The organism is Streptomyces sp. NPDC022910, from assembly GCF_055561075.1.
Genome location: NZ_JBVHHL010000034.1, coordinates 13,516 through 38,262 on the forward strand (window position 1 = coordinate 13,516; position 24,747 = coordinate 38,262).

A 24,747-nucleotide genomic window follows, 5' to 3' on the forward strand; every position below is an offset into this window, starting at 1 on the left:
ACGACATCCAGGCATCCAGGTCCAGGTCCCGCGCTGAGCGAGCAGCCACCGAGGCGTGCCGTCAGCGAGCGAGAGCCTCCAGCCGCTCCCGCTGCGGTACCACGGTGTACTTGGGGTCCTCGGCCGATGCGACTCCGGCGTGGAACACCGCGAAGCGCAGGGCCGCCGAGCCGGCCAGCAGGGCCGCGGCTGCCGCCGCGGCAAGTCGCCGGCTTCCTCGTCGGCCGGCGAACGCCGCCAGAGCGGCGCCGCCGGCCGTGAGTGCCTCCGCCGAGCGCAGCAGCATATGGGGCTTGCCCTGCTCGTAGGGTTCGGCCGCAAGGCCCATGCGCCGCTTCATGAGCTGGAAGGCGCCCAGTTCCAAGGAGGCACCCAGGACCGCCAAGCGCTGTGCCGGTTGCGCCTGCTCGGATGGCGAGCATGCGAGGGCCAGTCCGGCTGCCGCGCTCGCGGCGGACCCCGCGAAGACGAACGGCATCTCGCGGTAGCCCTCGTGCCAGGAAGGCACCGCCGTGTCGGAGAGGAGTACGGCCGTGTACGTGGCGACCGCTGGGCCGAGGACCGCGGCTGCCGCTGTGGAGGCGGCGCCCACGATGCGGTACCGGCCCGCTACGTCGGTGGCCGCGGCGGCCATGGCGAGCGGCGCGTACCCGGCCAGCACCCACGAGCCCACGCTCATCGGGGAGGTGGGCTTGAAGACACGGAGCATGTTGAGGAAGCGGGCCGGTCGGCCGAGGTCGTGCACCAGCGCGGCCAGGGACAAGGAGATCGCGCCGGCCGCGCCCAGCTTCGCCGTCCGGGCCAGGGCCGGCCGTCCGGTCGCGTGCCCTCCGGCGGCCAGCAGCGAGGACGCGCCGGCGAGACCGCCGAGGTACAGGTAGCCCGCGATGTCGAGGGCCTCCCATGTCGGCTTGTTCAGGATCGGTTTGCCGTAATAGGAGGAGAACTGCGCGTCGGGCACCATGGGCTGTTCACCGCGGCCGCGGCCGCGTCGTCGTCGGCGGCGACCGGTGTGCGCGCCGGTGAGAGCGTCGCGTCCGGGAGGGGCTCCTTCCACGCCGCTGCGGGTGACGTCCGATCCGGTCATCGCGGCCTCCTGACGAAGCAGACGGCGGCCATCGCGGCGAGCGACGCCGCAGCGGCCGCCGCGTGCCGCCACATGGCGGGCAGATCCCGGGTGGTCACGACCGGGTCCGGCGGCAGACCGTAGACCTCGGGCTCGTCCAGCAACAGGAAGAACGCGCCGTCACCGCCGACCCCGTCATCGGGACTCTCGCCGTACAGGCGGGCATCGGCGATGCCGGCCGCGTGCAGCTGGGCCACGCGGGCGGTGGCGCGTTCGCGCAACTCGTCGAGCGGCCCGAACTGAATGGAGTCGGTGGGACAGGACTTCGCGCAGGCCGGTTCCATCCCGACGCCGAGCCGGTCGTAGCAGAGCGTGCACTTCCAAGCGCGCCCGTCGCCGCGGCGCTGGTCGATGACGCCGTACGGGCAGGCGGGCACGCAGTAGCCGCAGCCGTTGCAGATGTCCTCCTGGACGACCACCGTGCCGAACTCGGTCCTGAACAGCGATCCGGTGGGGCACACGTCGAGGCATGCCGCGTGCGTGCAGTGCTTGCAGACGTCCGAGGACATCAGCCAGCGCAGCTCGGTACGACCGTCCGGCGACACGGGCGAGACTGCCCCGCTCGACGCGCCGGGGGGTGCGGAATCGGGCGTGGGGACCGTGGCTCCGGGGCCCGTGGAGGAAGGGGAGGTGCCGAGGCCTCGGGCGGCGTCGAAGATGTCGACGTCGCGGTGGCCGACACCGGGCTCCTGGCCGCCGAGTGGCTTTCGTTGCTCGATGAACGCCACATGCCGCCAGGTGTCGGAGCCGAGCCCCTGGGTGTTGTCGTAGGACATGCCGGTCAGTTCGAGGCCGTCCTCCGGCACGGCGTTCCACTCCTTGCACGCCACCTCGCACGCCTTGCAGCCGATGCACACGGAGGTGTCCGTGAAGAAGCCCATGCGTGGCGGGGCGTCGGTGTAGCCGGCCGCCTGTGCCACGTTGGGCTGCGGACCGAAAAGCTGGTGGCCGCGCAGGGCGTCCTCGCCTGCACCGTCCATTTCGGTGGCGCTGCCATGCGTCATGTCCGAACCTCCTCGCCCAATCGAGCCTGGCACGAGTCCCCGGACGGCGCTCGCCCGAAACCGCCACGGAGGGACCGGCGTGTGCGGACGTCCATGTGCGCAGCGGTCTGACGCTCAGAAATCCCTCCGTTGCCGTCGCCGCCTCTGCTGGTTGTGCCATGCGATGGCGCGCCGGATCTCCGGCTCGTGCAGTCCCGTCCTGCAGCCGAGCTGCACGATGGTGAGCGCCTGCGGACCGGAGGTCAGGGCCCGGGTGATCTTCGCGGCCCAGAGCTCCTCATCGATGAACGGGCGACGCCGGTACGCCTCGCGGATGACCCCGAAATGTGTGTCGCTGCACGCAGTGATGAGACGAAGGCCGTCGTACCAGTCGTTGGTGGGGTGTGCGGAGGAGGAGTCCGGAACGTATCCCCGCACTGCGTCTTCCTCGGGGAAGGCCGCCGCGCACAGGTCGCACAACTCCAGGGGAGACGTCTCGGCGTGCGGCCCACCTCTCTTCGGCTTTCTCATCGGGGCTCCCAGGGCGAGGGCATGGGGCTCTGCTTCTTCATCGGTGGGTCCGACACCGGCGCTCGGCGCTTCGGCTCCGAGGCTCAGTCAGGGCACCGGTGGTCGAGCCCATGCTGGGACCCTCGCACGAACGGGCGGTCGGCGCCGCTCTTGGGCCCTGTGGCAGCCCTGGTCGACGAGTGCGGATCTGGACGGCGTCGTCGGGGCACACCGCCGTTCAGCCTGTGATCAGCGCAGCGCTTCGAACACCGTGGCGGTGGTGAGGCCATAGACCAGATGCGGTACCACGTCGGACGCCCAGGACGTCAGATCCCAGGCGGCCGGGTCTCACTCCGAGCGAGGCGGCCGGGAGGTCGCTGCCTGCCATGGCCGCCGCGCCGAGCAGCGGTCCGGCCACCCAGGCCGGCGGCGAGCCGCCGCGACGCCGCAGCAGTCCGTACACCGCTCCGACTCCGAGGCCGGTGACGTACCCCAAGAGCGCACCGGTAGCCTGCTCACGGTGGGACTTCGCCTCGCGTCCCCCGGATCGATATCGGCGCGGTCGACGAGACGGTCCGCGACTTCGGTCGGCGTGTCACTGGACGGCCGCCCGCGAAGCAGCATGTCGCCATAGGTGGCCAGATTCAGTGCGACGGTGCCTGCTGCCCCGCCACCAGTCCTTTGGTCACCGACTGCATACGAAGCACTCCCTGGGTGTGACTACGGCTGTGACGGACAGGACTCCTCGGGTTCCGCTCTCAGGGGACGCAAATCAGCCGGGGGCCGCCTCGTATGACCGTTCGGGGCTCGCCATGCCGTCGGGCACCCCGCTGCCGGTCGAGAGTGGCCGGAGGCTACCGTTCCGCTGGGGAACCGAGCCGGCTCGCCCATGTGAGCCGAAGGAGGGCGATCTGCATGGTTGGTTACGCGGTGACCGATCTGTCGGCCGGGCAGCCGGGGGCGCTGACCGCGGGGCGTCTGCTGTCCTCATGGCAACTGGACGTCCCCGCCCTGCTGCTGGTCGTCCTCCTGGGCGCGCTCTACGGTTGGGGCGTCACGCGGCTGCGCCGACGGGGCACTCCCTGGCCGTTCGCCCGTCTTGCCGTCTTCGCGCTGCTCGGACTCGGTGCGCTGGTGGCCGCCACGATGTCCGGGCTGGCCGTGTACGACCACGTGCTGTTCTGGCCGGCCGCCGTGCAGAACATCCTGCTCGACCTGGTGGCGCCCCTCGGGCTGGCCCTCGGCGATCCCTTGCGGCTCGCCGTCGAGGCACTGCCGAAGGCCACCGCGGTGCGGGCCCGGCGCGTCATGACCGGGCGAGTGGTGCGTGTGCTGACGTTTCCCTTGGTCAGCACGGCCCTGGTGCTCACCACCGAACTGACCGTCTACTTCACGCCGTACTTCGCCACCGCTCTGCGCGTGGGGTGGTTGCACGAGCTGATGTATCTGCACCTGTTGGCCGCGGGTTGTCTGTTCGTCGTGCCGGTGCTCACCCGCGAGCAGACACTGCCCTCCTGGTGCACCCACCCGGTACGGGCGGCGCTGGTGTTCCTGGACGGCATCGTGGACGCGGTTCCCGGCGTCGTGGTGATGACGCACGGCACGCTGATCGCGGGCGCCTGGTACGTGCACCACGCTCCGTCGTGGGCGCCGGACGTCCACCACGACCAGCAGATCGGCGGCGGCGCGATGGTCAGCATCGCCGAACTGGTGGCACTGCCCTTCCTGCTGGCGATCCTGGTGCAGTGGGCGCGCACCGAACGCGTCCAGACCGCCGCCCTCGACCGCCGACTCGACGAGGAACTGGCTCCCGTCACCGCGCCGGCTGCGGACCAGGGGAGCGGCACATCCTCTCCCGATTTCGTACGCCCCTGGTGGGAGACCGAACAGAACGAGGTGGCCGCGAGGATCCGACGCCAGCGACGGGGCGACTGATCCGGGCGAGCAGAGTCAAGGTCAGCCGTACACCGAGGGCGTCGCAGAACCCGTGGCCGGCTGGGCCTCTTCCAGTTCACTCTGACCACGACGAACCTGCCGCCCTCGCAGACCACCAAGGCGGATGTCGCGCCCACCGCTGACCACGACGACTGACACCGTCAGTGGGCCACGGGACCGAGCGCTCAAGCGGGTCGGTCCCGTACGGGGACGCTCAGCGGCGGCGCAGGCGCTTGTCGGTGAGGGGCGGGGTGGGGTCGATGTAGAAGTCGTCGGGGTTGACGTCGACGCCCGGCGGGACGATGTCGTCGATGCGGTCGAGAACATCGTCGCCGAGCTCGAGGTCGGCACCGGCGAGCAGGTGGGCGAGGTGCTCGGGGCGGCGGGGACCGATGAGTACCGCGGTGACGGCCGGGTGGGCGCGGACGAAGGCGGTGGCCAGGTGCGGCAGCGGCAGACCCGCCTCGGCGGCCAGCGCGGTGAGCTTCTGCACGGCGTCGGCCTTGGCCCGTACACCCGGCCGGGACAGGTCGAACATCTTCGCCCCGGCGCCGGCGTTGCGGTGCCCGGCAGTGGGATCGGCACGGCCGGAGAGCCACCCGGAGTTGAGCGGGCCGAAGGCCAGCACGCCCATGCCGTAGCGCTGGGCGGTGGGCAGCACGCGGCTCTCCACACCGCGGGTCAGGATCGAGTACGGCGGCTGCTCGGTGCGGAAGCGGTGATGCCCGCGGCGCTCGGCCGCCCACTGGGCCTCCACGATCTCCTCCGGGGAGAAGAACGAACCCCCGATGGCACGGATCTTCCCGGCCCGGACCAGATCCGACAGCGCGCCGAGGGTCTCGTCGACGTCGGTGCGGGGATCAGGACGGTGCATCTGGTACAGGTCGATGCAGTCCGTACCGAGGCGGCGCAGGCTGTTCTCCACCGCACGGCGGATCCAGCGAGCCGAGCCGCCGCGCTGATTGGGGTCGTCACCCATCGCCAGCCCGAACTTGGTGGCCAGCACGACGTCATCGCGGCGGCCCTTGATCGCTTTGCCGACGATCACCTCCGACTCACCGCCGGAGTACACATCAGCGGTGTCGATGAGGTTGATCCCGGCATCGAGCGCCGTGTGGATCATGCGGACCGACTCGTCGTGGTCGGTGTTGCCCATCGCTCCGAACATCATCGCGCCGAGCGCGTACTCGCTCACCGACATGCCGGTGCCGCCGAGGATCCTGCGCTTCATGGGGTGCCTCCTGGTGCTCGATGGCTCTCTCGCAACAGGCAAACACCGCACACTGCCCGGGTGGGAGACCCACCCGGACCGGGGGTCCAGCAGACCCCCTTTGGCACGGCCATCCCCGTACCACCTCGGTCTACCGTGGGGATATGGCCCAGGAACCGAACACCGAGCTGCGGGACTTCCTGCGCTCGCGCCGCGCGAAGATCACCCCGGAGGAGGCGGGACTGGTACCGCAGCCCGGTGCCCGCCGGGTTCCGGGCCTGCGGCGCGAGGAGGTCGCACAGCTGGCCGGTGTCAGCGTGGACTACTACGTCCGTCTCGAACGCGGCCGCCACCTGAACGTCTCCGCATCGGTCCTGGACGCGATCGCCCGCGCCCTGCGGCTGAACGACCTGGAGCGTGCACACCTGTTCCGGATCGCCAAGCCCGCCCGCACTCGTCCGCGCCCCCTGCCGCCGCAGCGCGTACGCCCCGGCCTGCGGCTGCTGCTGAACAGCCTGACCGACGTCCCGGCCCTCGTGTACGGCCGGCGCATGGATGTCCTGGCCAGTAATCACCTCGCCCGAGCGCTGTACACGGACTTCGAGGCCCTGCCCGTCCGCGGCCGCAACATGGCCCGCCTGGTCTTCCTCCACGACCACTTCCGTTCGCTGTACGCCGACTGGGAAGACGCCGCCCGCGGCATCGTCGCCTCCCTGCGCCTGTACGCCGGACGCCATCCGCACGACCCGGCCCTGGCCGAGCTGGTCGGTGAACTCTCCGTCCATGACGCGGACTTCCGTCGCTGGTGGGCCGACCACGACGTGTTCCAGCGCACCCATGGCACCAAGCGCTTCCACCATCCCGTCGTCGGCGACCTCGTCCTGGGCTACGAGGCATTCACCCCCGTCGACGACCCGGAACAGACCCTGGGCGTCTTCACCGCCGAACCGGGGTCCCCTTCCGCGGAACGCATCGCACTGCTCGCCAGTTGGGCCGCGTCCCAAGGGAAAAGGAGCTCGACGCCACAGCCGGGTACGCCGCGGCCCTGACGCGAGCGGTGGCGCCGTGTCACCGCCCCGGTCGAGGATGCGCGTCAGCCCGATGTCCAGGCGTGCCGCGGAGTTCGGACCGCACCGACTTCGTCGTGGATCAGGCCCGCGTCCGCGGCGCGTGCGAAGAGGTACTGCCAGGGGCCGATCGGGTCGCCTCCAGGGGCCGCAGGAGTGTTCAGGTGCCGGGTCGGCACCAGCGGAGCCGACCGGGGGTGCGCCCTGGGCCACCGCGTTTCCGGCAACCCGGGACGCCCGTGTCCGGTGACACGTCGGGCATGCACACGCGGGATCGCATGGGACGTCTGACGTCCGCAAACCGCAGGGTGTGCCGACCACCCGTGCGGACGTGCCGCACCACCCTTTCAGCCCAGTCCGGCGGGCCGGTCGACGGGAAGCGCTGGAACGCTCGTGGAGAAGTGCCCCTCGAAAGGAGGACATCCATGAGCGCCACCCGACGCTCCCGCTCGCTGCGCAAGTCCCTGTCCGGCCTCACGGCGCTGCTCGCCACCGCCACGCTCGCCGCCGTCCCGGCCCTGGCCACCCCCGCTGCCGCCGCCCCCAAGGCGACCTGCGGTGATCCCCGGGTCGACCTCGAGCCGACCGCCCAGGCGTTCCTCGACAAGTTGGCCGCGGCGGACGGCCCGCCGATCCAGGACCTGACGCCCGCCGCGGCCCGTAAGTCGCTCTTGGACCTCCAGGCCGCCTACCCGGTGGCGAAGCTCCCCGCCGACATCACCACGCGCACCATCCCTGGCGGGCCCACCGGCTCGGTCTCGATCCGCATCGTCCGGCCGCAGGGCATGACCGGCAAGCTGCCCGCGGTGATGTACTTCCACGGCGGCGGCTGGGTGCTCGGTGACGCCTCCACCCACGACCGCCTCGTCCGGCAGATAGCCAACGGCGCCAAGGCGGCGGTGATCTTCGTCAACTACACCCCCTCACCCGAGGCCAAGTACCCCGTCGCCAACGAGCAGGCTTACGCCGCCACCCAGTGGGTCGCCCAGCACGGCGACGAGATCGACGTCGACGGCTCCCGGCTGGCCGTGGCCGGTGACAGCGTCGGCGGCAACATGACCGCTGCCATCACCCTGATGGCCAAGGAGCGCGGTGGTCCGGAGCTGGCCCAGCAGGTGCTGTTCTACCCGGTCACCGACGCCTCGTTCACCACCGCTTCCTACAAGCGGTTCGCCACCGGCTGCTGGCTCACCGCCGCGGGCATGATGTGGTTCTGGAACCAGTACGCCCCCGACACCACCGTGCGCAACCAGCCCACCGCCTCCCCGCTGCGCGCCACCACCGCCCAACTGAGCGGCCTGCCGAAGGCCTTGGTCATCACCGACAGCGACGTACTGCATGACGAAGGCCGTCAGTACGCCGACAAGCTGCGCACCGCTGGTGTTCCCGTCACGTACACCAACTACCCGCGCATGATCCACGACTTCGTGATGCTCAACGGACTCGCCGACAGCGAGGCCGCCAAGTCCGCGGTAGCCCAGGCCATCGCGGCCCTTCGGCAGGCCCTCCACAGCTGACGCGCCGATCCGCGTCAGCTCGGCTGCTGTGCAGCACGGGCCTGCAGGGACCGGCGGGCGAGTCTGCCGGGCTCGCCCGTCGACCGCCTGCTCTCCGCCGCGCATGCTGGTGCACTGCCTGCTGGGTTTCGTCGCCCGGCCGGTCGGCAGTGGTGGGCGCAAGGGGCGCCGGCATCGCGGGTGATCGCGGGCGACGCCTTGTCTCGGCAGGCGCTCCGCCGATGCCCCGTCAGTGGGCGGATGCCGACGACACGGCTGCCCGGGCGGTGCGTTCCACGACCGCGATGCCGTCCTTCATCGACGTGTTGCCGTCCGAGAGGACCGCGACCAGGTAGCGGCGTCCGTTCATCGAGACCTGTCCGATGCTGTTGATGTCCCACAGTCCGGTCGTACTGCGCTGCAGCCAGCCGTTCTTCAATGCCCAGCCGGAACCGGTGGCCGCCGAGACGCCCCATGACTGGTCGCTCGCGATACGGGTCATCAGCGTCCTGATGTAGGACCGGGACGCTTCGTTCAGTGCCGTGGAGCCCGCTTTCGGGGCGGGGCCGGTCGCGAACACTGCGCGGAGCAGCCGTATCTGGTCAGTCGCCGTCGTCTGCGTAAGCCCCCAGAGGAAGCCCGTGCCGGGCTTCGTCGAGGTCAGCCCCAGTCGCCTGTTCGCGGCCTCCAGCCCGGGCGCCTGGCCGATCTCCCGCCACAGGGCGTTCGCCGACGCGTTGTCACTGTGCTCGATCATCGTCTCCGCGAGGGCGCGCTCCTGCGCGGTCAGCGCTCGTCCCGCGTCCTGAGCCTGGAGCAGCACTGTCGCGAGAATGTGGACCTTCACGATGCTCGCGGTGTCGTAGGGGGTGTCGTTGCCGTACACCATGGGTTCGCGGCCCGTGCCGTCCAGGTCGAGTACCGCGGCCGTCACCCGCGCCTTGTTCTGTGGCTGGACCGGTGCGACGGACGCCGCTGTAGCGGTGTCCCGCGCCGGTGACGTAGCCGCGGTCACTGCTGACGGGGGAACGTTCGCCGGTGACGAGGCCGCCGTCGCCGGCGACGGGTCGAGGGCGCCGGCCGAGAAGAGCGCCGTCACCGAGGTCAGGAGCACGCCGGCGCAGGCGACGGCGCGTTTGGCCCGGCGTCCTGCCGTGCTCTGCGGGTGCAGCAGGGGGAACGGTCGGTAGGGCATCGTGAGGCTGGTCTCCGCAGTTCGTGTGAAGGGGACACGGAACTGCGAACTTAGACAAAATGCCCGCCTTTCGCGGTGACGGTCGTCACCACAGGCCGCTGTCAGTCCAGGAGTGTGGCCAGAACCACAGGCCCGGGTGTGGGCGCCGTCACAGTGACCCCCTCGTGCGTGCCGTGCACGGTCGCCACCCGCCACTCCCGGCGTGTGACCGGATCGTTCCACCACGGGCCCTGATCGGGCCTGGGGACGAGACGTCCGACGCGGTCACAATCGATGTCAGGAATCGCGCACTGATCGTCGTGGATGTCCAGGAGTCGTTTCGCGTCCACCCCCTGTGGGACCGCATCTCCGACCCGAAGATCGCCGAGACCGTCGACCGGCTGGTCGCGCCGGCCCGCGCCGCCGGCGACCTGATCGTCTGGGTGTTGCACACCGAGCCGGGCTCAGGAGGTGTCTTCGACCCGGCATCGGGCCACGTCCGCCCGCTTCAGGAGCTGGACGGCCCGCGGCCGGGCGAGCCGGTGCTCCACAGTGGGATTCGAGGACGCCCGGATGCTGCGGCGCCTACGCCATCGACCGGCTCTGGCGGGGACTTGGCGGTCGTGATCGCGTGGTGTCCCGGTCAGGAGGCGTCGGTCCGCCCGGTGGGAGCAGGCGGCCTGAAGCATGCGTGGACGATCTTGCCGTCGGGGCAGAGTCGGGCCTGCCATTCGTCGGCCAGTGCGTCGACGAGCAGCATGCCCCGCCCGCCGGCGCGCTGAGCGCTGGGCGGGCGAGGCGTGGGCAGGTCGGTGGAGGCATCGTGGACGGCGACGTGCAGACAGCGGGTGTCCCAGGTCAGCACCACCTGCGCGGAACTGTGCGCATGTATCTGGGCGTTGGTCACCAGTTCCGTGATGGTCAGCAGAACCGCGTCCACCGTCTCGGGCGCACTGTCGGCCCAGCCCAGCGACTCCAGGTGTCCGCGAGCCCAGTCACGCGCCGCCTTCACCCCGCCGTTCAGCGGAAGGGAGCGCGCCCACCCCACTGCCCTGACCGACGATGCGCTCACCGTGTGCCTCCCTGCTCGACCGCGCATCGTCGCGGGTACCCGCGCAGCAGGTGTTGACGCGACCTGGAATCCTCTTGTACGCCGACCGCACAGGCGCGGTGATCGATGACCCGTAAGGAATCTCCTACTCGCAGTGGACGACCTCGGCAGACCGCTCCCCGGTCGCCAGGAAGTGGGGGACGGTGTGGTCGCCGCATGCGTTCCCGTTGGCCAGATGGGGTTGGCCGGTGGAGTCGACGGTCACGATCACTGCGCGCTCGCCGAGGGCGTCCCGGAGTTCGAGGGCGCCGTTCAGCGGGGTGGCGACGTCCCGTTCGTTCTGTACGAGCAGGATGTTGGAAGGTCCGTGGCCGGTGATCCGCACCGGGGCTTGCCTCGGCGGGTACGGCCAGGCGGCGCAGACCAGCGCGTTTCGGGGCATGCCCGCGGTGAGCGGATGTTTCTTCCGGCTCTCGGTCGCGCCCTTTTGGTACTCGGCCGCCGACCCGGGGCCATGTGATGTCGTTGCACAGGGTGGCGGCGCCGACCGCGGTGACGTTCTGCAGCACCGGTTCCGGCGGCGCCGCCGGCGCTGGTGGCACGGTGCCCTGCCGGGCGGCCAGCGTCAGTTCGGCCAGGGCGGGAAAGCGGCTGGGAGCGTAGAGGCTGCCAGCATGGTCTGGCGCAGCACATTGCCGTTCATCTCCTCGGGGTTGGCGCCCGGCCAGGGGGGTGCGCGGTCGAGCCGGGGGGCCAGGCGCAGGAACAGCGGCCGCACCTCGGCCGCGGTCAGGCCGCGGACGGGGATGTGGTCATGGGTACGACGAGACCGAGGAGGACGGCCGAGGCGACCGTCCAGGCGGCTCTTGTGCTGCTGGTCAGCTTCATGCACAAGGAGCCTGGCGGATCACGTTCGGCCGTCACATCCGGACAACGTCCGTGTTGTCACGGGGGTTTGCCCCACTTCACGCCTCAGGGGCGTCGCCATTCGTCGCCGGTCAGGTGTGAACCGGCCATCGGGCCCATCCGGAGCATGCCGCCGTCCACGCTCCAGGACGCACCGGTGACGTAGGAGGCGTCGCGGCCGGCGAGAAAGGCGATCACAGCCGCGACCTCGCGGGCGTCGCCCGGGCGCCCGAGAGGAATGCCGGGCCGGTGCTCGGTGTGCACGTCGGTGTCCTCCTGGCCGGTCATGGGGGTGGCGATCTCGCCGGGCGCCACGGCGTTGACGGTGATGCCGTGTTCGGCCAGCTCAAGGGCCATGACCTGAGTGAGGAGCCCGAGGCCGCCCTTGGCCGCGCAGTACGGGGCGGCCCCCACACGCGGCTGGTGTTCGTGTACGGAGGTCACGTTGACGATCCGGCCGCCGTCGCCCTGCCGGATCATGTGCCGTGCAGCGCGCTGCCCGCACAGGAACGGGCCGAGGAGGTCGACGTCGAGGACCTGGCGCACGTCGTCCGGCTCCAGGGCGAGGAAGGGCGTCATCGTGCCCGTACCGGCGTTGTTGACCAGGACGTCGAGGCGGCCGAGCTCCTCGCACAGGTCGTCGACCGTGTCCGCGGCGGCGGGCAGACGGGTGAGGTCCATCTGGGCCACGGCGGCACGGCGTCCCGTGCCGCGGACCTCCTCGGCGGTCCTTTCGGCGCCCTTGTGATCGCTGTGCCAGGTGATGCCGATGTCCATTCCCGCTTCGGCCAGGCGGACGGCGGTGGCGCGGCCGATGCCGGAGTCGGCGCCGGTGATCACGGCCACCTGGGACGCGGAAGAGGTGGGGACGGACATGACGGGCTCCCGGTGGGCGAATGCTCTCGGACGAAGCACCGCAGTACCCGGGGACGTGCTGGGCAAACCGGTGGCCCTTCGTGCGGGCCGGAGCGGTACCCAGCACGCACCTCCCGCAGCGGTGCGCTGCATCCCGCCCCTCGCCGATCGCGTACCGCGCGCGGTCGCGCACCCGGTCGGAACAGCGGCCCGAGCCGCGTCTGCCGTGTCATGGACGGCACCACGGGGCGATGGGCCGACGGCACCGCCCCCGGCGCCGGGGGCGGGATGATCGCGACCGGGCCCGTTCGGTCCTGCTCGGCACTCAGAGGGCCAGGTTTGAGTGGGCCCGGTCGCGGAACTTGCCAGGCGCACCATGAAGCGGACGGGCCGGGGGTGGATGCCCGCGGCGCCGGGCCAGAAGCGCCCGGCCGGGGCGGTGCGCGGCGGCAGGGACGGGAAGGTCGGCGATGGCGACGGTCGGTGTCGAAGAGGAGTACCTGCTGATCGATCAGGACACGGGTCGTCTGGCGGCGAAGGGGGAGAAAGTGCGGGCCGCGGTCGGCCTGGCGCCGTATGTTGCCGCCGAGGAGGTGCAGGCGGAACTGCTGCGCGCCCAGGTCGAGGTGGCCACTCCCGTGTGCGTCACGCTGGAGGAGGTCGGCGGCCACCTGCTGCGTCTGCGGCACGCCGTGGCCGGGGCGGCCCGGGCGCACGGCTGCAGGATGCTGGCCAGTGGGACACCGCCGCTGGCGGAGGGTCTGCCGGTGCCCGTGACCGACAAGGAGCGCTACCGGGCCATGCAGCGGCAGGCGCCGCAGCTGGTGGCGGAGCAGATGGTCAACGGCATGCACGTGCATGTGGCCGTGCCCAGTCGACAGGTGGGTGTCGAGGTGCTGAACCGGCTCCGGCTGTGGCTGCCGACGCTGACGGCCATGTCGGCCAACTCGCCCCTGTGGGAGGGGCACGACACAGGGTTCGCGAGCTGGCGCACCGTCGTCTTCGACAGGTGGCCGGTCAGCGGCGTCCCACCGTACTTCGCCGATGAGGTGGACTACGACCTGCGGGTGCGGCGGCTGCTGGCGACGGGTGTGATCAGTGATACCGGTCAGTTGTACTGGCAGGCCCGCCTTTCCGAGCGGTATCCCACAGTCGAGGTGCGCTGCCTGGACGTGCAGCTGCGCACGGACGACGCGGTGATGTTCGCCGGACTGATGCGCGCTTTGGCCGACACCGCCATGCGTGAAGCGGAGGCGGGAAGTCCGGTGCCTGAGTGGGAGCCGGAGCTGGTGAAGGCGTCGATGTGGCAGGCGGCGCGTTACGGGCTGAGCGGAGAGCTGCTCGCCCTCGATGGCAGGCGTTGCCCGGCGGGCGAGGCGGTGCAGGGGCTCCTGGACCACGTCGGGTCGGCGCTGGACGCTGCCGGTGACACCCGCGAGGTGACCGCACTGGTGCACCGTCTGCTGCAGGAGGGCACGGGTGCGGAGCGGCAACGGCAAGCTCTGTCGAACGGCGGTCTCCAGGCCGTCACCGACATGATCGCCGATGTCGCTGCCATGGCCTGACGGGCGCCCCCGAACCGGTCCGTGGTCGCCCCGGCGTGGGTTGCGGCGCATGCCGTACGGGCGTTACCTGGAAGTATCCGGCGGCGAAGCGAGAGCACCCGGGGCCACGGCGCAGGCCGAAGGCCCGCGTCTCCGTGTGCGTCCCCCGGTAGCGGGACTCCCGTCGCCGTCATCCAGTGTTCGACGCGGAGGTGACCCAGGTGAAAGCCGTCGTCTATGAGAAGCCCTTCAGTGTGGCTGTGAGGGACGTCGACGATCCACAGATCCAGCACCCCAACGACGTGCTCGTCCGTGTCACGTCGAGCGCGATCTGCGGATCGGACCTGCACATGTACGAAGGCCGCACGGCGGCCGAGCCGGGCATCGTCTTCGGACACGAGAACCTCGGCATAGTCGAGGAGGTCGGTCCCGGTGTGACCTCCCTGTCCAAGGGTGACCGCGTAGTGATGCCCTTCAACGTCGCCTGCGGATTCTGCAAGAACTGCCTCGCCGGAGAAACCGGCTTCTGCCTCACGGTCAATCCCGGATTCGCCGGCGGAGCATACGGCTACGTGGCGATGGGCCCGTACAAGGGTGGCCAGGCGGAGCGGCTGCGCGTGCCCTTCGCGGACTTCAACTGCCTGAAACTGCCGCCGGGAGAGCAGTTCGAGACTGATTTCGTGCTTCTCGCCGACATCTTCCCGACCGGCTACCACGGATGCGAGCTCGCCCAGGTGTCCCCAGGCGAGAGCGTGGCTGTTTACGGCGCCGGACCCGTGGGTCTGATGGCGGCCTACTCCGCACTGCTGCGCGGTGCGGCGAAGGTGTTCTGCGTCGACCGGGTGCCCGAGCGGCTCGCCAAGGCGGAGCAGATCGGAGCCATCCCCATCGACTTCACCAAGGGCGACCCGGCCCAGCAGATCAAGGAACAAACGGAGGGAGAAGGAACCGACAAGGGGGTGGATGCGGTCGGCTACCAGGCGCAGGCACACGACGCCAGTCACGAGGAGCCCGCCATCGTGCTCAACGAGCTCGTCGAGACGGTGCGGGCCACCGGCAGGCTCGGTGTACCGGGTCTGTACGTGCCCTCCGACCCGGGCGGACCCGACGAGCACGCCAAGCACGGCCAACTCCTGGTCTCCATCGGCAGGATGTTCGAGAAGGGCCAGAAGATGGGCACCGGCCAGTGCAACGTCAAGCGATACAACCGGCAGTTGCGCGACATGATCATCGCCGGGCGCGCCGAGCCCAGCTTCGTCGTCTCCCACGAACTGCCGCTGGACCAGGCGCCGCAGGCGTACGAGAAGTTCGACAAGCGGGTGGAAGGCTACACCAAGGTGGTTCTGCACCCCGCTCACGCACTCGCGGCGTAAAGGGACGGAACGGGTCCGGGCGCACGGGTGCCCGGACCCGGTCATGGCAGGTCCCGTGGCTGGTCGCGGGACCGTACCGGGCGTGGCTTCAGGCGACGGGGAGTCCCGGCAGGCGGAAGCGGGTCGGGTCGGTGCCGAGGACAACGGGGAGCTGAGCGGCGACCTGGTCGTGCGGCTGCCCCAGGGAGATACGGCTGACCTCCTCCAGGCGCCGGTACTGCTCCTCTTCCAGCTGTACGTCCAGGGCGCCGAGGTAGTCCTCCAGCTGGGCCGTGGTGCGCGGCCCGATGACGGGAATGAGCGCGGTGGCCGAACGGGCGGCGCGCTCCCGCAGCCAGGCGACGGCGATCTGAGCGGGACGGACGCCGACCTCCTCGGCGACAGCCAGCAGGGCGTCGATCACGTCCGTTTTCTGCGCCCCGTCCTCGGTGTGGACCAGGCGCTGCCAGTCGCTCAGACGACCCTGACTCCCGGTGCGGTACTTGCCGGTGAGCAGCCCGCCGCCGAGCGGTGACCACAGCGCGCCGCCCAGCCCGAGAGCTTCGGCCATGGGCAGGATCTCGCGGTCGGCGGTGCGCTCGACCAGGCTGTACTCGAACTGGACGCCGATCACGGGAGCCGTCCCGCGCAGTTCGGCCAGGGTGACGGCGCGGGCGGTGCGCCAGGCCGGGAAGTCGGACAGGCCCGCATAAAGGATCTTGCCTTGGCGGGACAGGTCGTCCAAGCCGCGCATGATCTCCTCCACAGGGGTCACCGTGTCGGGGAAGTGCACCCACAGCAGGTCGATGTGGTCGGTGTCCAACCGCCGCAGGCTGTCCTCGACCGCGCCCGCACCATGTTCTTGCGGCTGTTGCCGGTGCCCATGGCTCCGGCCTACCGGTCGACGCCGCCCGCGAACTTGGTCGCCAGCACGAAGCGGGAGCGGACGCCTGTCAAAAGCTCGCCGAGGACCTCCTCGGACTGCCCGACCTGGTAGCTCTCGGCGGTGTCGACGAAGGTGCCGCCGGCATCCGCGAAGCGCTCGAAGATCCGGCGTGCCTCCTTCGGCTCGGCTTCCGTGCCCCAGCGGGTGCCCAAGTTTCGGTGCCGAGCGCCACTTCGGACACTCGTAGCCCGGTCGTGCGACCGAAGGTGGTGTGGAGCATGACGCCTCCCGAGGATGAAGTAAAGCGATCGCTGTACCTTGCAAGATGCGACGTCGCTCGATCCAGGTAAAGCGATCGTTGTACATCCGGCGTGACCAGCACGTCGCCCCAGCTGTCGAGGACCAGCCACGGGGTGGTCGCGGTGCGCGGGAAGGCTGCCCCTTCCACCATGCGGCCGTGGAGACGGCCGGAGACCTGCCCGCCGTCCCGAGGGCGTGATCGAGCACAAGCAGGCGATCGTCAAGTTCCTGACCGACACCGCCCGCGAGGCAGCCGCCGTGCTGATCGACTCGGCAACCGGCGCAACGCAGCCCAGCCGCTGAGGGGACCTGGGCCTCAACGAGCGGTCGCCATCGCAGTCCGGGCACCCGCGAGGAGATGTGGTGGCCGCATCCGCCCCTGTGCGTGTTTCGTGCAGCGACAACGCGCCGATCGTGCAGGCGTTCACATGGACGCAACTCGCAGACTCTGTGGCCAAGCGCACGGCGCGTCTTCACCGACATGCAGAGGCGGAACTCAATGCGGACGTTCGTCTATTCATCCCGTGCCTCACGGGTGGTCTTCGGTGCCGGTACCGTCGGCCGTCTCCGTGAGGAGGTGGAACGGCTCGGCTGCTCCCGGGTGCTGCTGCTGTCCAGCCCTGCCCTGGCAGATGCCTCCGCGCGGGTCCGCGAGACGCTGGGCGGACTGCTGGTGGCGGAGTTCGACGGCGCGGTGATGCACACCCCGGTACAGGTGACCGAGCAGGCGCTCGCCGTGCTGCGGGAGGCGACCGCCGACTGCCTCGTGGCCGTCGGCGGCGGCTCGACCACCGGACTGTCGAAGGCACTGGCGCTGCGCACCGACCTGCCGCAGGTGATCCTGCCGACCACCTACGCCGGTTCGGAGGTCACTCCCGTACTCGGCGAGACCCACGACGGACGCAAGGTCACACAGTCGTCCGCGGCGATCCTGCCCGAGACCGTCGTCTACGACATCGACTTCACCTTGACCCTGCCCCTCGCCATGTCCGTGACGAGCGGAGTGAACGCGCTGGCGCACGCCGTGGAGGCGCTGTACTCGGCCGACGCCAACCCGGTCACCGACCAGCAAGCCCTCGACGCGATCTCCCGGATCGCCCGGGCGCTGCCCCGGCTCGCCACCGATCCGGCCGACCCCGGCGCGCGTGCCGACCTGCTGCACGCGGCCTGGCTCGCCGGCACCTGCCTGGCCACGGTCGGGATGGGCCTGCACCACAAGCTGTGCCACACGCTCGGCGGCACCTTCGACCTGCCTCACGCCGAGACGCACACCGTCGTCCTGCCGCACGCCATGGCCTACAACGCGCCCGCGATGCCCGATGTGATGCGCCGCATCGCCGAGGCCCTCGGCGCGGCGGACGCGCCCTCGGGGGTCCATGACCTGGTCACCTCCCTCGGCGGCCCGACCTCCCTGCGTGACCTCGGCATGCCGGAATCGGGCCTGGCCCGCGCTGCCGAGCTGGCCGCGGCGACCCCGTATCCGAACCCGCGCGAGGTGACCGCCGAGGGCGTCGCGGCCCTGCTGTCCGACGCCTGGACGGGGCGCCGCCCGAACGGTCGAAGCTCCACCGTCGGCGACCGGTTGACCCGTCTCACCGACCAGGTCGTGGCCAGCTTCGCGCAGGCCCCTGATCCGCGTGTCCGCGCGCTCCTGACCGATATCGTCCGGCGCCTGCACGCCTTCGTGGCAGCCAACGACCTCACCGATGCCGAGTGGCAGTACGCGATCGACTTTCTCACGCGCACCGGGCAGATCTGCGGACCGACCCGTCAGGAGTTCGTGCTCCTCTCGGACACCCTGGGCGTCTCCAGCGCCGTGGATCTGCTGACCAACTCCCGCACTCCCACCACCACTCCGTCCGCGGTGCTCGGCCCCTTCTATGTCGAGGGCCCGCCGGAGGCGGCGCATGGGAGCGATATCTCCGGCGGTCTGCCCGGCACCCCGTTGTGGGCGGACGTGCAGGTCCTGGACACGGCCGGCGAGCCCGTCAAGGACGCGGTCGTGGACGTCTGGCAGTCCAACGAGGACGGCTTCTACGACGTCCAACTCCCCGACCTGGAGGGGCCGGTGCTCCGCGCCCGGATGCGCACCGACGCCGAGGGCCGGATCACCTTCTGGTCGATCCTGCCGCACGAATACCCGATCCCCGACGACGGGCCGGTCGGGCAGATGCTCGCCGCCGTAGGACGCCACCCCTACCGGGCTCCGCACCTCCATTTCATGATCGACGCGCCCGGTCACCGCAGGCTCGTCACCCAGCTGTTCGTGGCGGGCGGCGCCTACCTGGACAGCGACACCGTCTTCGGCGTCAAGGACGCACTCGTCGTCGACTACACGCCGCACAGCGGCCCCACCCCCGACGGCCGCCGCGTCGACGGGCAGTGGCGTCGCCTCGACTACACCTTCCGCATCGCCCCGCTGGCCGGCTGACCGAGGAGCGCCCCCCATGAATCGCACGGACACCTACGACACCGACGTCCTTGTCGTCGGCAGCGGCCCCGCCGGAGGCTCGGCCGCCCTGCTGCTGGCCACGTACGGGATACGCACCCTGCTGGTGACGAAGTACGGCTGGCTGGCCAACACCCCGCGGGCACACATCACCAACCAGCGCACCATGGAGGTGCTGCGCGACCTCGGCGTCGAGAGCGAGGCTCTCGCGCTCGGCAGTCCGTCCCAGCTCATGGGGGACACGGTCCTGTGCACCTCCCTGACCGGCGAGGAGATCGGCCGGATCCGCAGCTGGGGCACGGGCCCGGACTCGCTCACCGAGTACGCGTCGAAGAGCCCCTGCCAGATGATCGACCTGCCGCAGACCTACCTGGAGCCGATCCTGGTGAGCAAGGCGGCCGCGCGTGGCGCCAAGGTGCGCTTCGACACCGAGTTCCTCAGCTTCACCCAGGACGAGGACGGCGTCACGGCACTGCTGCGCGACCGGGTCCGCGGCGACGAATTCACCGTACGCGCCCGTTACTTGATCGGTGCGGACGGCGGACGCAGCACCGTCGCGGAGCAGCTCGGACTGTCCTTCGACGGGCGCATGGGCAAGGCCGGCAGCATGAACATCGTCTTCAAGGCCGACCTCGCCAGGTACTGCGCCCACCGACCGAGCGTCCTGTACTGGGTGCTGAGGCCGGGCGCGGAGACGGGCGGTATCGGCATGGGCCTGGTCCGTATGGTCCGCCCGTGGAACGAGTGGCTGCTGGTGTGGGGTTACGACATCGAGCAGCCGCCGCCCGCGGTGGACGAGGCGCACGCACGCCGCATCGTCCGCGACCTCGTCGGCGACCCCGAGCTGCCGGTGGAGATCACATCGACGTCACTGTGGACCGTGAATCACAGCTACGCGAAGGCGTATGGGTCCGGGCGGGTGTTCTGCGCGGGCGACGCCGTGCACCGGCATCCGCCGTCCAACGGGCTCGGTTCCAACACCTCGGTCCAGGACGCCTACAACCTCGCATGGAAGCTCGCCATGGTGATCCGCGGCGAGGCGGGACCCGCGCTGCTCGACAGCTACACGGCCGAACGCGCCCCCGTCGGGCGGCAGATCGTGGAGCGGGCCAACCTCAGCCGCGACCAGTTCGGTCCCATCTTCGAGGTGCTCGGCGTCGGCGCCGGAAGCGACGAGGAGACCATCGCCGAGGGCCTTGCGGCGCTGCGCGCCGGGTCGCCCGACGGTGCCAAGAGACGGCGCCTGCTCGAGGAGGCGGTCCAGCTCAAGAACTATGAATTCAACGCGCACGGCGTGGAGATGAACCAGCGCTATGTCTCCGGTGCGGTTGTCCCCGACGACGGCACCGACGAAGACTGGGTCGAGGACCGTGAGCTGGTGGCGCGGCCGACGACCCGGCCGGGCGCCAAGCTTCCGCACGCCTGGCTCGTCGATGCCCGCGGCGAGCGGATCTCCACGCTCGACGTCGTCGGCAGCGGTCTCTTCACCGTACTCACCGGCCTGTCGGGCGGCGCGTGGGACGCGGCGGCGGCAGCGTGCCGGGACGAACTCGGCGTACCGCTGCGGTTCGTGCGCATCGGTGACGCCGATTCCCGTGATGCGTACGGCGAATGGAGCCGCGTGAGCGAGATAGCCGAGGACGGGGTGCTGCTGGTGCGCCCGGACGGCCATGTCGCCTGGCGCCGCGCCACCGCGCCCGAGACCGCGGGATCGGCCCGGGCGGAGCTGCTCGGTGCCCTCCGCCAGGTGTTGGGGCGTTAGGGAGAGGCCATGGACAAGCAAGTGGCCACCGCGGAAGAGGCCCTGGCGGATGCGATGGACGGACAGTCGTTCGCCGTCGGCGGCTTCGGGCTGAGCGGAGTTCCGGAGGTCCTCATCGGTGCCCTGTACGCGACCGGAGCGCGCGACCTCCACGTGGTGTCGAACAACTGCGGCGTGGACGGCCGCGGCCTCGGCGTCCTGCTGGCCGCGGGCCGGATCGTCCGGGTCACGGGCTCGTACGTCGGCGACAACAAGGAGTTCGCGCGCCAGTACCTCGCGGGCGAACTGGAAGTCGAGTTGATCCCGCAAGGCACCCTCGCGGAACGGTTGCGCGCCGGCGGCTGCGGCATTCCGGCCTTCTACACCCCGGCCGGCGTCGGCACACAGGTCCAGGAGGGCGGACTGCCGTGGCGGTACGCCGGCGACGGATCGGTCTCCGTTGCCTCACCAGCCAAGGAGGTGCGTGTCTTCGACGACGCGGAGTACGTCCTGGAACGCGCCATCACCACCGACTTCGCCCTGGTCAGGGCAGCCCGAGGGGATCGGCACGGCAACCTTGTCTTCCACCGCGCGGCCCGCAACTTCAACCCCCTGGCGGCGATGGCCGGTCGGATCACCGTCGCCGAGGTGGAGGAACTGGTCGAGCCGGGAGAACTCGACCCCGACGAGGTCCACTTGCCGGGTGTGTTCGTGCAACGGGTCGTGGCGCTCGCCCCCGAACAGGCGGCCGACAAGGGAATCGAGAAGAGGACGGTGCGCGAGCGATGAACCAGCACCCTTCGTCGCCTTCGTGGAGGGCGGTGCGCAAGCCGTGAGCTGGAACAGACACGAGATGGCGGCGCGGGCCGCGCGCGAGCTGCGGGACGGCGACTACGTCAACCTCGGCATCGGACTGCCCACGCTGGTCGCCGACTTCCTCCCACCGGACGTGGACGTCGTCCTGCACTCGGAGAACGGGCTGCTGGGCGTGGGGCCGTACCCGACGCCCGACGAGGTCGACGCGGACCTCGTCAACGCGGGCAAGGAGACCGTCACCGTGCGCCCGGGAGCGTCGTTCTTCGACTCCTCGCTCTCCTTCGGCATGATCCGCGGCGGCCACATCGACACCGCCGTCCTCGGCGCGTTGCAGGTGTCGGCCCGGGGTGACCTGGCCAACTGGGCGATTCCCGGCAAGATGATCAAAGGCATGGGCGGTGCGATGGACCTCGTCCACGGCGCCCGCCGGGTCGTGGTCCTGATGGACCACACGGCGAAGGACGGCAGCCCGAAGATCGTCGAGCAGTGCACGCTGCCGCTGACGGGGCGGGCGTGCGTGGACCGGATCATCACCGACCTGTGCGTCCTGGACGTCACACCGTGGGGCCTGGAACTCGTCGAGATGGCACCGGGTGTGACGGCCTCTCAGGTCGCCGCTTGCACACCCGTCACCCTCACCTGCTAGTCCCGCAAGGAGCCCCCGATGATCGAGCGACCGCGTGATGTATACGTCGTAGACGCCGTCCGCACCCCCTTCGGCCGTTACGGGGGCGCCCTGTCCGCCGTACGCCCCGACGACCTCGCGGCGGGCGTGCTGCGCGCCCTTGTCGACCGGAGCCCGGTACTGGACCCGGCGCGCATCGACGACGTGCTGTTCGGCAACACCAACGGGGCCGGTGAGGAGAACCGCGACGTGGCCCGCATGGCGGTCCTGCTGGCGGGACTTCCCGTCAGCGTGCCGGGCGCGACGGTCAACCGGCTCTGCGGCTCCGGAATGGAGGCCGTGATCCAGGCGGCCCGTGCCATCGCCCTCGGCGACGCGTCCATCGCGGTCGCCGGCGGTGTCGAGTCCATGAGCCGTGCCCCCTGGGTGCTGCCGAAGCCGGAGCGTGCCTTCCCCGCGAGGGACCAGCAGCTGTACTCGACCACGCTCGGCTGGCGCATGGTCAATCCGAGGATGCCGGGGGAGTGGACGATCCCGCTCGGCGAAAGCGCGGAGCTCGTCGGCGCCAAGTACGCAATCACCCGGGCTGACCAGGACGCGTTCGCGCTCGCCAGCCACCGCAACGCCGCACGTGCCTGGCGCGAGGGACTGTACGACGGAGAGGTGGTCCCCACCGAGGGCGTCGAACTGCTTCGCGACGAGAACATCCGCGACAACACCTCCCTCGAGGCCCTCGCCACACTGAAACCGGCCTTCCTGGCGGACGGCACCGTCACCGCCGGCAACGCCTCGCCACTCAACGACGGGGCGGCCGCCCTTCTGCTCGCCGACGAGGACGGGCTCGCGGCGATCGGCCGCGAACCGCTGGCACGCGTGCGGGCCGCCGCCGTCACCGGGATCGAGCCGCAGCACTTCGGACTCGGCCCGGTGGACGCCATTCGTAAGGTCCTGACCAAGGCGGACGTCGCTCCCGGTGACCTGCACACGATCGAGCTCAACGAGGCCTATGCCGCCCAGGTGCTTGCCTGCCTGGCCGCGCTGCCGGAGCTGGACCCGTCCGTGGTCAACCCCCGCGGCGGCGCGATCGCCATCGGTCACCCGCTGGGCGCGTCGGGGGCCCGCATCACCGGGGCCGTCGCCCACCAGCTGGCCGCCGCGGGCACCGGCACCGGGCTGGCGGCGCTGTGCATCGGGGTGGGGCAGGCGCTGGCGCTGGTACTGGAACGCTGACGCGCCGGTCGGTCCGTTCGGGGAGGTCTCAGCTCGCGCGACGCAGGGCGGCCGGGGTCGTGCCGAGCCGGGCGCGCATCACCCGCGTCAGATGCTCCTGGTGGGAGAACCCGCACTCGACGGCCACCTCCCCGATCGGCCTGGCCCCGGTGCGCAGCAGCCGGCACGCGTGCTCCAGCCTCAAGGAGAGCAGGTACTGGTGCGGCGAGCGTCCCGTCCTCGCCCGGAACTGCCGCGTGAACTGGCTGCGGCTCAGCGCGACCGCCGCGGCGAGGTCCCCGATGGGCAGCGGCTCCGCGAGCCGCTCCTCCATGAGCTCCCGGACGGCCGCGAGCTGCCGGTCGGACAACCCTGACCGGACGGGGCGCGGGGCGTCCGCACGGGAGCCGTGTCGCCGTACGAGCTGCGAGGCCAGCATGCCCGTCAGATGGTCGGCGTACGTCCGGGCCGACGGCTCCCAGCGCCGCACCGTGCCTTCCAGGGCGAGCAGGAGCTGCTCGGCCAGAGGATCCGTGGTACCGAGCTCCTCCGACAGCTCGACGGGCCGCCCGTCATTGGCCTCGCGCAACGCCTGGTCCGCGAGATAGGCGTGGACCGTGTCGAGCCGCCCTCCGAGCTCGACGGCCAGGGTCCGGCCGGCCGGCTGAAGGAAAAGCCCTCCGGCGGGGATCTTTCCGGACCGTGTCCCCGCGCCCCGCCCTCGCCGCACGGTGACGGGCCCGCTGAGATGCAGGATCAGCAGATGCGTGGGGGCCGGATCGAACTCGGCGCGATACGGCTGCTCCTCCTGCGTCGAGACGTACAGCCGCTCCCATCCCAGTCCCGCACTGCTGCACCGCGGCCGCACGCCGGGCTGCCGCAGAATCCCGACCGTGTCGCTCAGACCGAGCTCCGTCATGGCGCGACCTCCTCGTCACCTCCGTTAATTGAATAATTAACCATACGGTCGTCGTGGCGTCGAGAAGGTCGGGAAGGCCCGGGCGCTGCCCCGCCTGGCAGCGTGAGCTAGCCAGAAATCCCCGCTCACCCCTGAGGGAGAGACCCCCCTCCCCTCAGGGAGGGAGCAGTCAACACCACGAGGCTGTTCGCGTCGGGAGGAGAAAGAGCTGGAGCAGGCGATGGAAGGTGCCGCCTTCGATCTCGGCGCCGACACAGCCCACCCCGCGGCGGGGCATGCCGCGGTCGCCTACGACGTCGCCACCGATCTCGGACTGGACAACGAGCCGCCGGAGCTGCGCGAGTAGAAGCCCGGACGACAGGGTTCCCTGCGCCGTGGCAGGCTCCCTGCGCGGCGCAGGTGCCGCGGCCGACGTCGTCGAGAACACCGGCACCCTGAGCGCCACCGACGGCCCGTTCTTGCCGCACGGTGCGTCATCAGCTCCCGCGTACGACGCCCCGGCGGTCCGACAGCTCGGCATCAGGCCCCGGGGGTGGGGCAACGAGCGGAGCGACTGCGCGGCAGGGCGCCGGTCCGGGTCACCGGCGTTGTCG

Annotated in this window: 21 protein-coding genes and 2 pseudogenes; 12 read left to right on the plus strand and 11 right to left on the minus strand. The window is 70.8% G+C overall.

What is annotated here, in order from left to right; all coding sequences use genetic code 11:
* Nucleotides 1-61: 61 nt before the first annotated feature.
* From nrfD to ACZ3TS_RS27585, 3 genes are all read right to left on the minus strand, one after another.
* On the minus strand, nt 62-1,087 hold the full coding sequence (gene nrfD / locus ACZ3TS_RS27575) for an NrfD/PsrC family molybdoenzyme membrane anchor subunit (protein WP_467622978.1): 1,026 nt from the start codon (nt 1,085-1,087) through the stop codon (nt 62-64).
* Nucleotides 1,084-2,106 carry a 4Fe-4S dicluster domain-containing protein gene (locus ACZ3TS_RS27580; protein WP_467623113.1) on the minus strand — a complete coding sequence of 341 codons (1,023 nt, stop codon included), beginning with the start codon at nt 2,104-2,106 and terminating at the stop codon, nt 1,084-1,086. Before ACZ3TS_RS27580 ends, nrfD begins: the two co-directional genes overlap by 4 nt.
* A 138-nt stretch (nt 2,107-2,244) precedes the next feature.
* A complete protein-coding gene (locus ACZ3TS_RS27585; RefSeq protein ID WP_467622981.1) occupies nt 2,245-2,640 on the minus strand; it encodes a hypothetical protein in 396 nt (131 codons plus the stop codon).
* Between the two features lie 894 nt (nt 2,641-3,534).
* On the opposite strand from ACZ3TS_RS27585, the gene ACZ3TS_RS27590 reads away from it, so the two are divergent.
* Nucleotides 3,535-4,554, plus strand: coding sequence for a cytochrome c oxidase assembly protein (locus tag ACZ3TS_RS27590; protein ID WP_467622983.1), 1,020 nt, complete (start codon nt 3,535-3,537; stop codon nt 4,552-4,554).
* Between the two features lie 214 nt (nt 4,555-4,768).
* Here ACZ3TS_RS27590 and ACZ3TS_RS27595 read toward each other — a convergent pair whose 3' ends face one another.
* Nucleotides 4,769-5,785 carry an aldo/keto reductase gene (locus ACZ3TS_RS27595; protein WP_467622985.1) on the minus strand — a complete coding sequence of 339 codons (1,017 nt, stop codon included), beginning with the start codon at nt 5,783-5,785 and terminating at the stop codon, nt 4,769-4,771.
* Between the two features lie 143 nt (nt 5,786-5,928).
* On the opposite strand from ACZ3TS_RS27595, the gene ACZ3TS_RS27600 reads away from it, so the two are divergent.
* Complete coding sequence (locus ACZ3TS_RS27600) at nt 5,929-6,813, plus strand: helix-turn-helix domain-containing protein (RefSeq protein WP_467622988.1); 885 nt, start codon at nt 5,929-5,931, stop codon at nt 6,811-6,813.
* A 443-nt stretch (nt 6,814-7,256) separates the two neighbouring features.
* Nucleotides 7,257-8,348, plus strand: a complete 1,092-nt coding sequence (locus ACZ3TS_RS27605; RefSeq protein ID WP_467622991.1) for an alpha/beta hydrolase — start codon at nt 7,257-7,259, stop codon at nt 8,346-8,348.
* A gap of 229 nt (nt 8,349-8,577) precedes the next feature.
* Here the strand turns inward: ACZ3TS_RS27605 and ACZ3TS_RS27610 are convergent, their stop codons facing one another.
* Nucleotides 8,578-9,522 carry a serine hydrolase gene (locus ACZ3TS_RS27610; protein WP_467622994.1) on the minus strand — a complete coding sequence of 315 codons (945 nt, stop codon included), beginning with the start codon at nt 9,520-9,522 and terminating at the stop codon, nt 8,578-8,580.
* A gap of 269 nt (nt 9,523-9,791) precedes the next feature.
* Between ACZ3TS_RS27610 and ACZ3TS_RS27615 the strand changes: the two are divergent.
* Nucleotides 9,792-10,049 (plus strand): annotated as a pseudogene (locus tag ACZ3TS_RS27615) (cysteine hydrolase family protein); the annotation flags it as partial.
* Between the two features lie 95 nt (nt 10,050-10,144).
* On the opposite strand, the gene ACZ3TS_RS27620 reads toward ACZ3TS_RS27615, so the two are convergent.
* From ACZ3TS_RS27620 to ACZ3TS_RS27630, 3 genes and pseudogenes are all read right to left on the minus strand, one after another.
* Nucleotides 10,145-10,573: an ATP-binding protein gene (locus ACZ3TS_RS27620; RefSeq protein ID WP_467622997.1), complete on the minus strand. Its 429-nt coding sequence runs from the start codon at nt 10,571-10,573 to the stop codon at nt 10,145-10,147.
* Between the two features lie 124 nt (nt 10,574-10,697).
* Nucleotides 10,698-11,339 (minus strand): annotated as a pseudogene (locus ACZ3TS_RS27625) (alpha/beta hydrolase); the annotation flags it as partial.
* A gap of 185 nt (nt 11,340-11,524) precedes the next feature.
* Nucleotides 11,525-12,334 carry an SDR family oxidoreductase gene (locus ACZ3TS_RS27630; RefSeq protein ID WP_467623000.1) on the minus strand — a complete coding sequence of 270 codons (810 nt, stop codon included), beginning with the start codon at nt 12,332-12,334 and terminating at the stop codon, nt 11,525-11,527.
* Nucleotides 12,335-12,783: 449 nt separating this feature from the next.
* Here ACZ3TS_RS27630 and ACZ3TS_RS27635 point away from each other — a divergent pair, with 449 nt between their 5' ends.
* Complete coding sequence (locus ACZ3TS_RS27635) at nt 12,784-13,878, plus strand: carboxylate-amine ligase (RefSeq protein ID WP_467623003.1); 1,095 nt, start codon at nt 12,784-12,786, stop codon at nt 13,876-13,878.
* 200 nt (nt 13,879-14,078) lie between these two features.
* Nucleotides 14,079-15,230, plus strand: coding sequence for a glutathione-independent formaldehyde dehydrogenase (locus tag ACZ3TS_RS27640; RefSeq protein WP_467623116.1), 1,152 nt, complete (start codon nt 14,079-14,081; stop codon nt 15,228-15,230).
* A gap of 88 nt (nt 15,231-15,318) precedes the next feature.
* Here the strand turns inward: ACZ3TS_RS27640 and ACZ3TS_RS27645 are convergent, their stop codons facing one another.
* Nucleotides 15,319-16,032 (minus strand): aldo/keto reductase, encoded by a 714-nt coding sequence (locus ACZ3TS_RS27645; RefSeq protein ID WP_467623005.1) that lies wholly within the window; start codon nt 16,030-16,032, stop codon nt 15,319-15,321.
* Nucleotides 16,033-16,103: 71 nt separating this feature from the next.
* Entirely contained in the window at nt 16,104-16,307 is a 204-nt protein-coding gene (locus ACZ3TS_RS27650; protein WP_467623006.1) for an aldo/keto reductase, read from the minus strand.
* 587 nt (nt 16,308-16,894) lie between these two features.
* Here ACZ3TS_RS27650 and ACZ3TS_RS27655 point away from each other — a divergent pair.
* The 5 genes from ACZ3TS_RS27655 to ACZ3TS_RS27675 are packed head-to-tail and all read left to right on the plus strand — an operon-like array spanning nt 16,895 to nt 23,256.
* Nucleotides 16,895-18,826: a maleylacetate reductase and hydroxyquinol 1,2-dioxygenase domain-containing protein gene (locus tag ACZ3TS_RS27655; protein WP_467623009.1), complete on the plus strand. Its 1,932-nt coding sequence runs from the start codon at nt 16,895-16,897 to the stop codon at nt 18,824-18,826.
* 16 nt (nt 18,827-18,842) lie between these two features.
* Nucleotides 18,843-20,606, plus strand: a complete 1,764-nt coding sequence (locus tag ACZ3TS_RS27660; protein WP_467623010.1) for an FAD-dependent oxidoreductase — start codon at nt 18,843-18,845, stop codon at nt 20,604-20,606.
* 9 nt (nt 20,607-20,615) lie between these two features.
* Nucleotides 20,616-21,374, plus strand: a complete 759-nt coding sequence (locus ACZ3TS_RS27665) for a CoA transferase subunit A (RefSeq protein ID WP_467623013.1) — start codon at nt 20,616-20,618, stop codon at nt 21,372-21,374.
* 43 nt (nt 21,375-21,417) lie between these two features.
* On the plus strand, nt 21,418-22,047 hold the full coding sequence (locus ACZ3TS_RS27670) for a CoA transferase subunit B (RefSeq protein WP_467623016.1): 630 nt from the start codon (nt 21,418-21,420) through the stop codon (nt 22,045-22,047).
* Nucleotides 22,048-22,065: 18 nt separating this feature from the next.
* The gene (locus tag ACZ3TS_RS27675) at nt 22,066-23,256 is read left to right on the plus strand and encodes a thiolase family protein (protein ID WP_467623017.1); all 1,191 of its coding nucleotides are present in this window, start codon (nt 22,066-22,068) and stop codon (nt 23,254-23,256) included.
* Nucleotides 23,257-23,284: 28 nt separating this feature from the next.
* Here ACZ3TS_RS27675 and ACZ3TS_RS27680 read toward each other — a convergent pair whose 3' ends face one another.
* On the minus strand, nt 23,285-24,154 hold the full coding sequence (locus tag ACZ3TS_RS27680) for a helix-turn-helix domain-containing protein (RefSeq protein ID WP_467623020.1): 870 nt from the start codon (nt 24,152-24,154) through the stop codon (nt 23,285-23,287).
* Nucleotides 24,155-24,374: 220 nt separating this feature from the next.
* Here ACZ3TS_RS27680 and ACZ3TS_RS27685 point away from each other — a divergent pair, with 220 nt between their 5' ends.
* On the plus strand, nt 24,375-24,500 hold the full coding sequence (locus ACZ3TS_RS27685; protein WP_467623023.1) for a hypothetical protein: 126 nt from the start codon (nt 24,375-24,377) through the stop codon (nt 24,498-24,500).
* The last annotated feature ends 247 nt before the right edge of the window (nt 24,501-24,747 follow it).

What these genes read in the sequence shown, in the direction of transcription:
- ACZ3TS_RS27655 (WP_467623009.1), top strand. Translation starts at nt 16,895, where the DNA reads ATGCGGACGTTCGTCTATTCATCCCGTGCCTCACGGGTGGTCTTCGGT.
- ACZ3TS_RS27595 (WP_467622985.1), bottom strand. Translation starts at nt 5,785, where the DNA reads ATGAAGCGCAGGATCCTCGGCGGCACCGGCATGTCGGTGAGCGAGTAC.
- ACZ3TS_RS27635 (WP_467623003.1), top strand. Translation starts at nt 12,784, where the DNA reads ATGGCGACGGTCGGTGTCGAAGAGGAGTACCTGCTGATCGATCAGGAC.
- ACZ3TS_RS27580 (WP_467623113.1), bottom strand. Translation starts at nt 2,106, where the DNA reads ATGGACGGTGCAGGCGAGGACGCCCTGCGCGGCCACCAGCTTTTCGGT.
- ACZ3TS_RS27590 (WP_467622983.1), top strand. Translation starts at nt 3,535, where the DNA reads ATGGTTGGTTACGCGGTGACCGATCTGTCGGCCGGGCAGCCGGGGGCG.
- ACZ3TS_RS27675 (WP_467623017.1), top strand. Translation starts at nt 22,066, where the DNA reads ATGATCGAGCGACCGCGTGATGTATACGTCGTAGACGCCGTCCGCACC.
- ACZ3TS_RS27630 (WP_467623000.1), bottom strand. Translation starts at nt 12,334, where the DNA reads ATGTCCGTCCCCACCTCTTCCGCGTCCCAGGTGGCCGTGATCACCGGC.
- ACZ3TS_RS27680 (WP_467623020.1), bottom strand. Translation starts at nt 24,154, where the DNA reads ATGACGGAGCTCGGTCTGAGCGACACGGTCGGGATTCTGCGGCAGCCC.
- ACZ3TS_RS27600 (WP_467622988.1), top strand. Translation starts at nt 5,929, where the DNA reads ATGGCCCAGGAACCGAACACCGAGCTGCGGGACTTCCTGCGCTCGCGC.
- ACZ3TS_RS27660 (WP_467623010.1), top strand. Translation starts at nt 18,843, where the DNA reads ATGAATCGCACGGACACCTACGACACCGACGTCCTTGTCGTCGGCAGC.
- ACZ3TS_RS27605 (WP_467622991.1), top strand. Translation starts at nt 7,257, where the DNA reads ATGAGCGCCACCCGACGCTCCCGCTCGCTGCGCAAGTCCCTGTCCGGC.
- ACZ3TS_RS27585 (WP_467622981.1), bottom strand. Translation starts at nt 2,640, where the DNA reads ATGAGAAAGCCGAAGAGAGGTGGGCCGCACGCCGAGACGTCTCCCCTG.
- nrfD (WP_467622978.1), bottom strand. Translation starts at nt 1,087, where the DNA reads ATGACCGGATCGGACGTCACCCGCAGCGGCGTGGAAGGAGCCCCTCCC.
- ACZ3TS_RS27665 (WP_467623013.1), top strand. Translation starts at nt 20,616, where the DNA reads ATGGACAAGCAAGTGGCCACCGCGGAAGAGGCCCTGGCGGATGCGATG.
- ACZ3TS_RS27610 (WP_467622994.1), bottom strand. Translation starts at nt 9,522, where the DNA reads ATGCCCTACCGACCGTTCCCCCTGCTGCACCCGCAGAGCACGGCAGGA.
- ACZ3TS_RS27685 (WP_467623023.1), top strand. Translation starts at nt 24,375, where the DNA reads ATGGAAGGTGCCGCCTTCGATCTCGGCGCCGACACAGCCCACCCCGCG.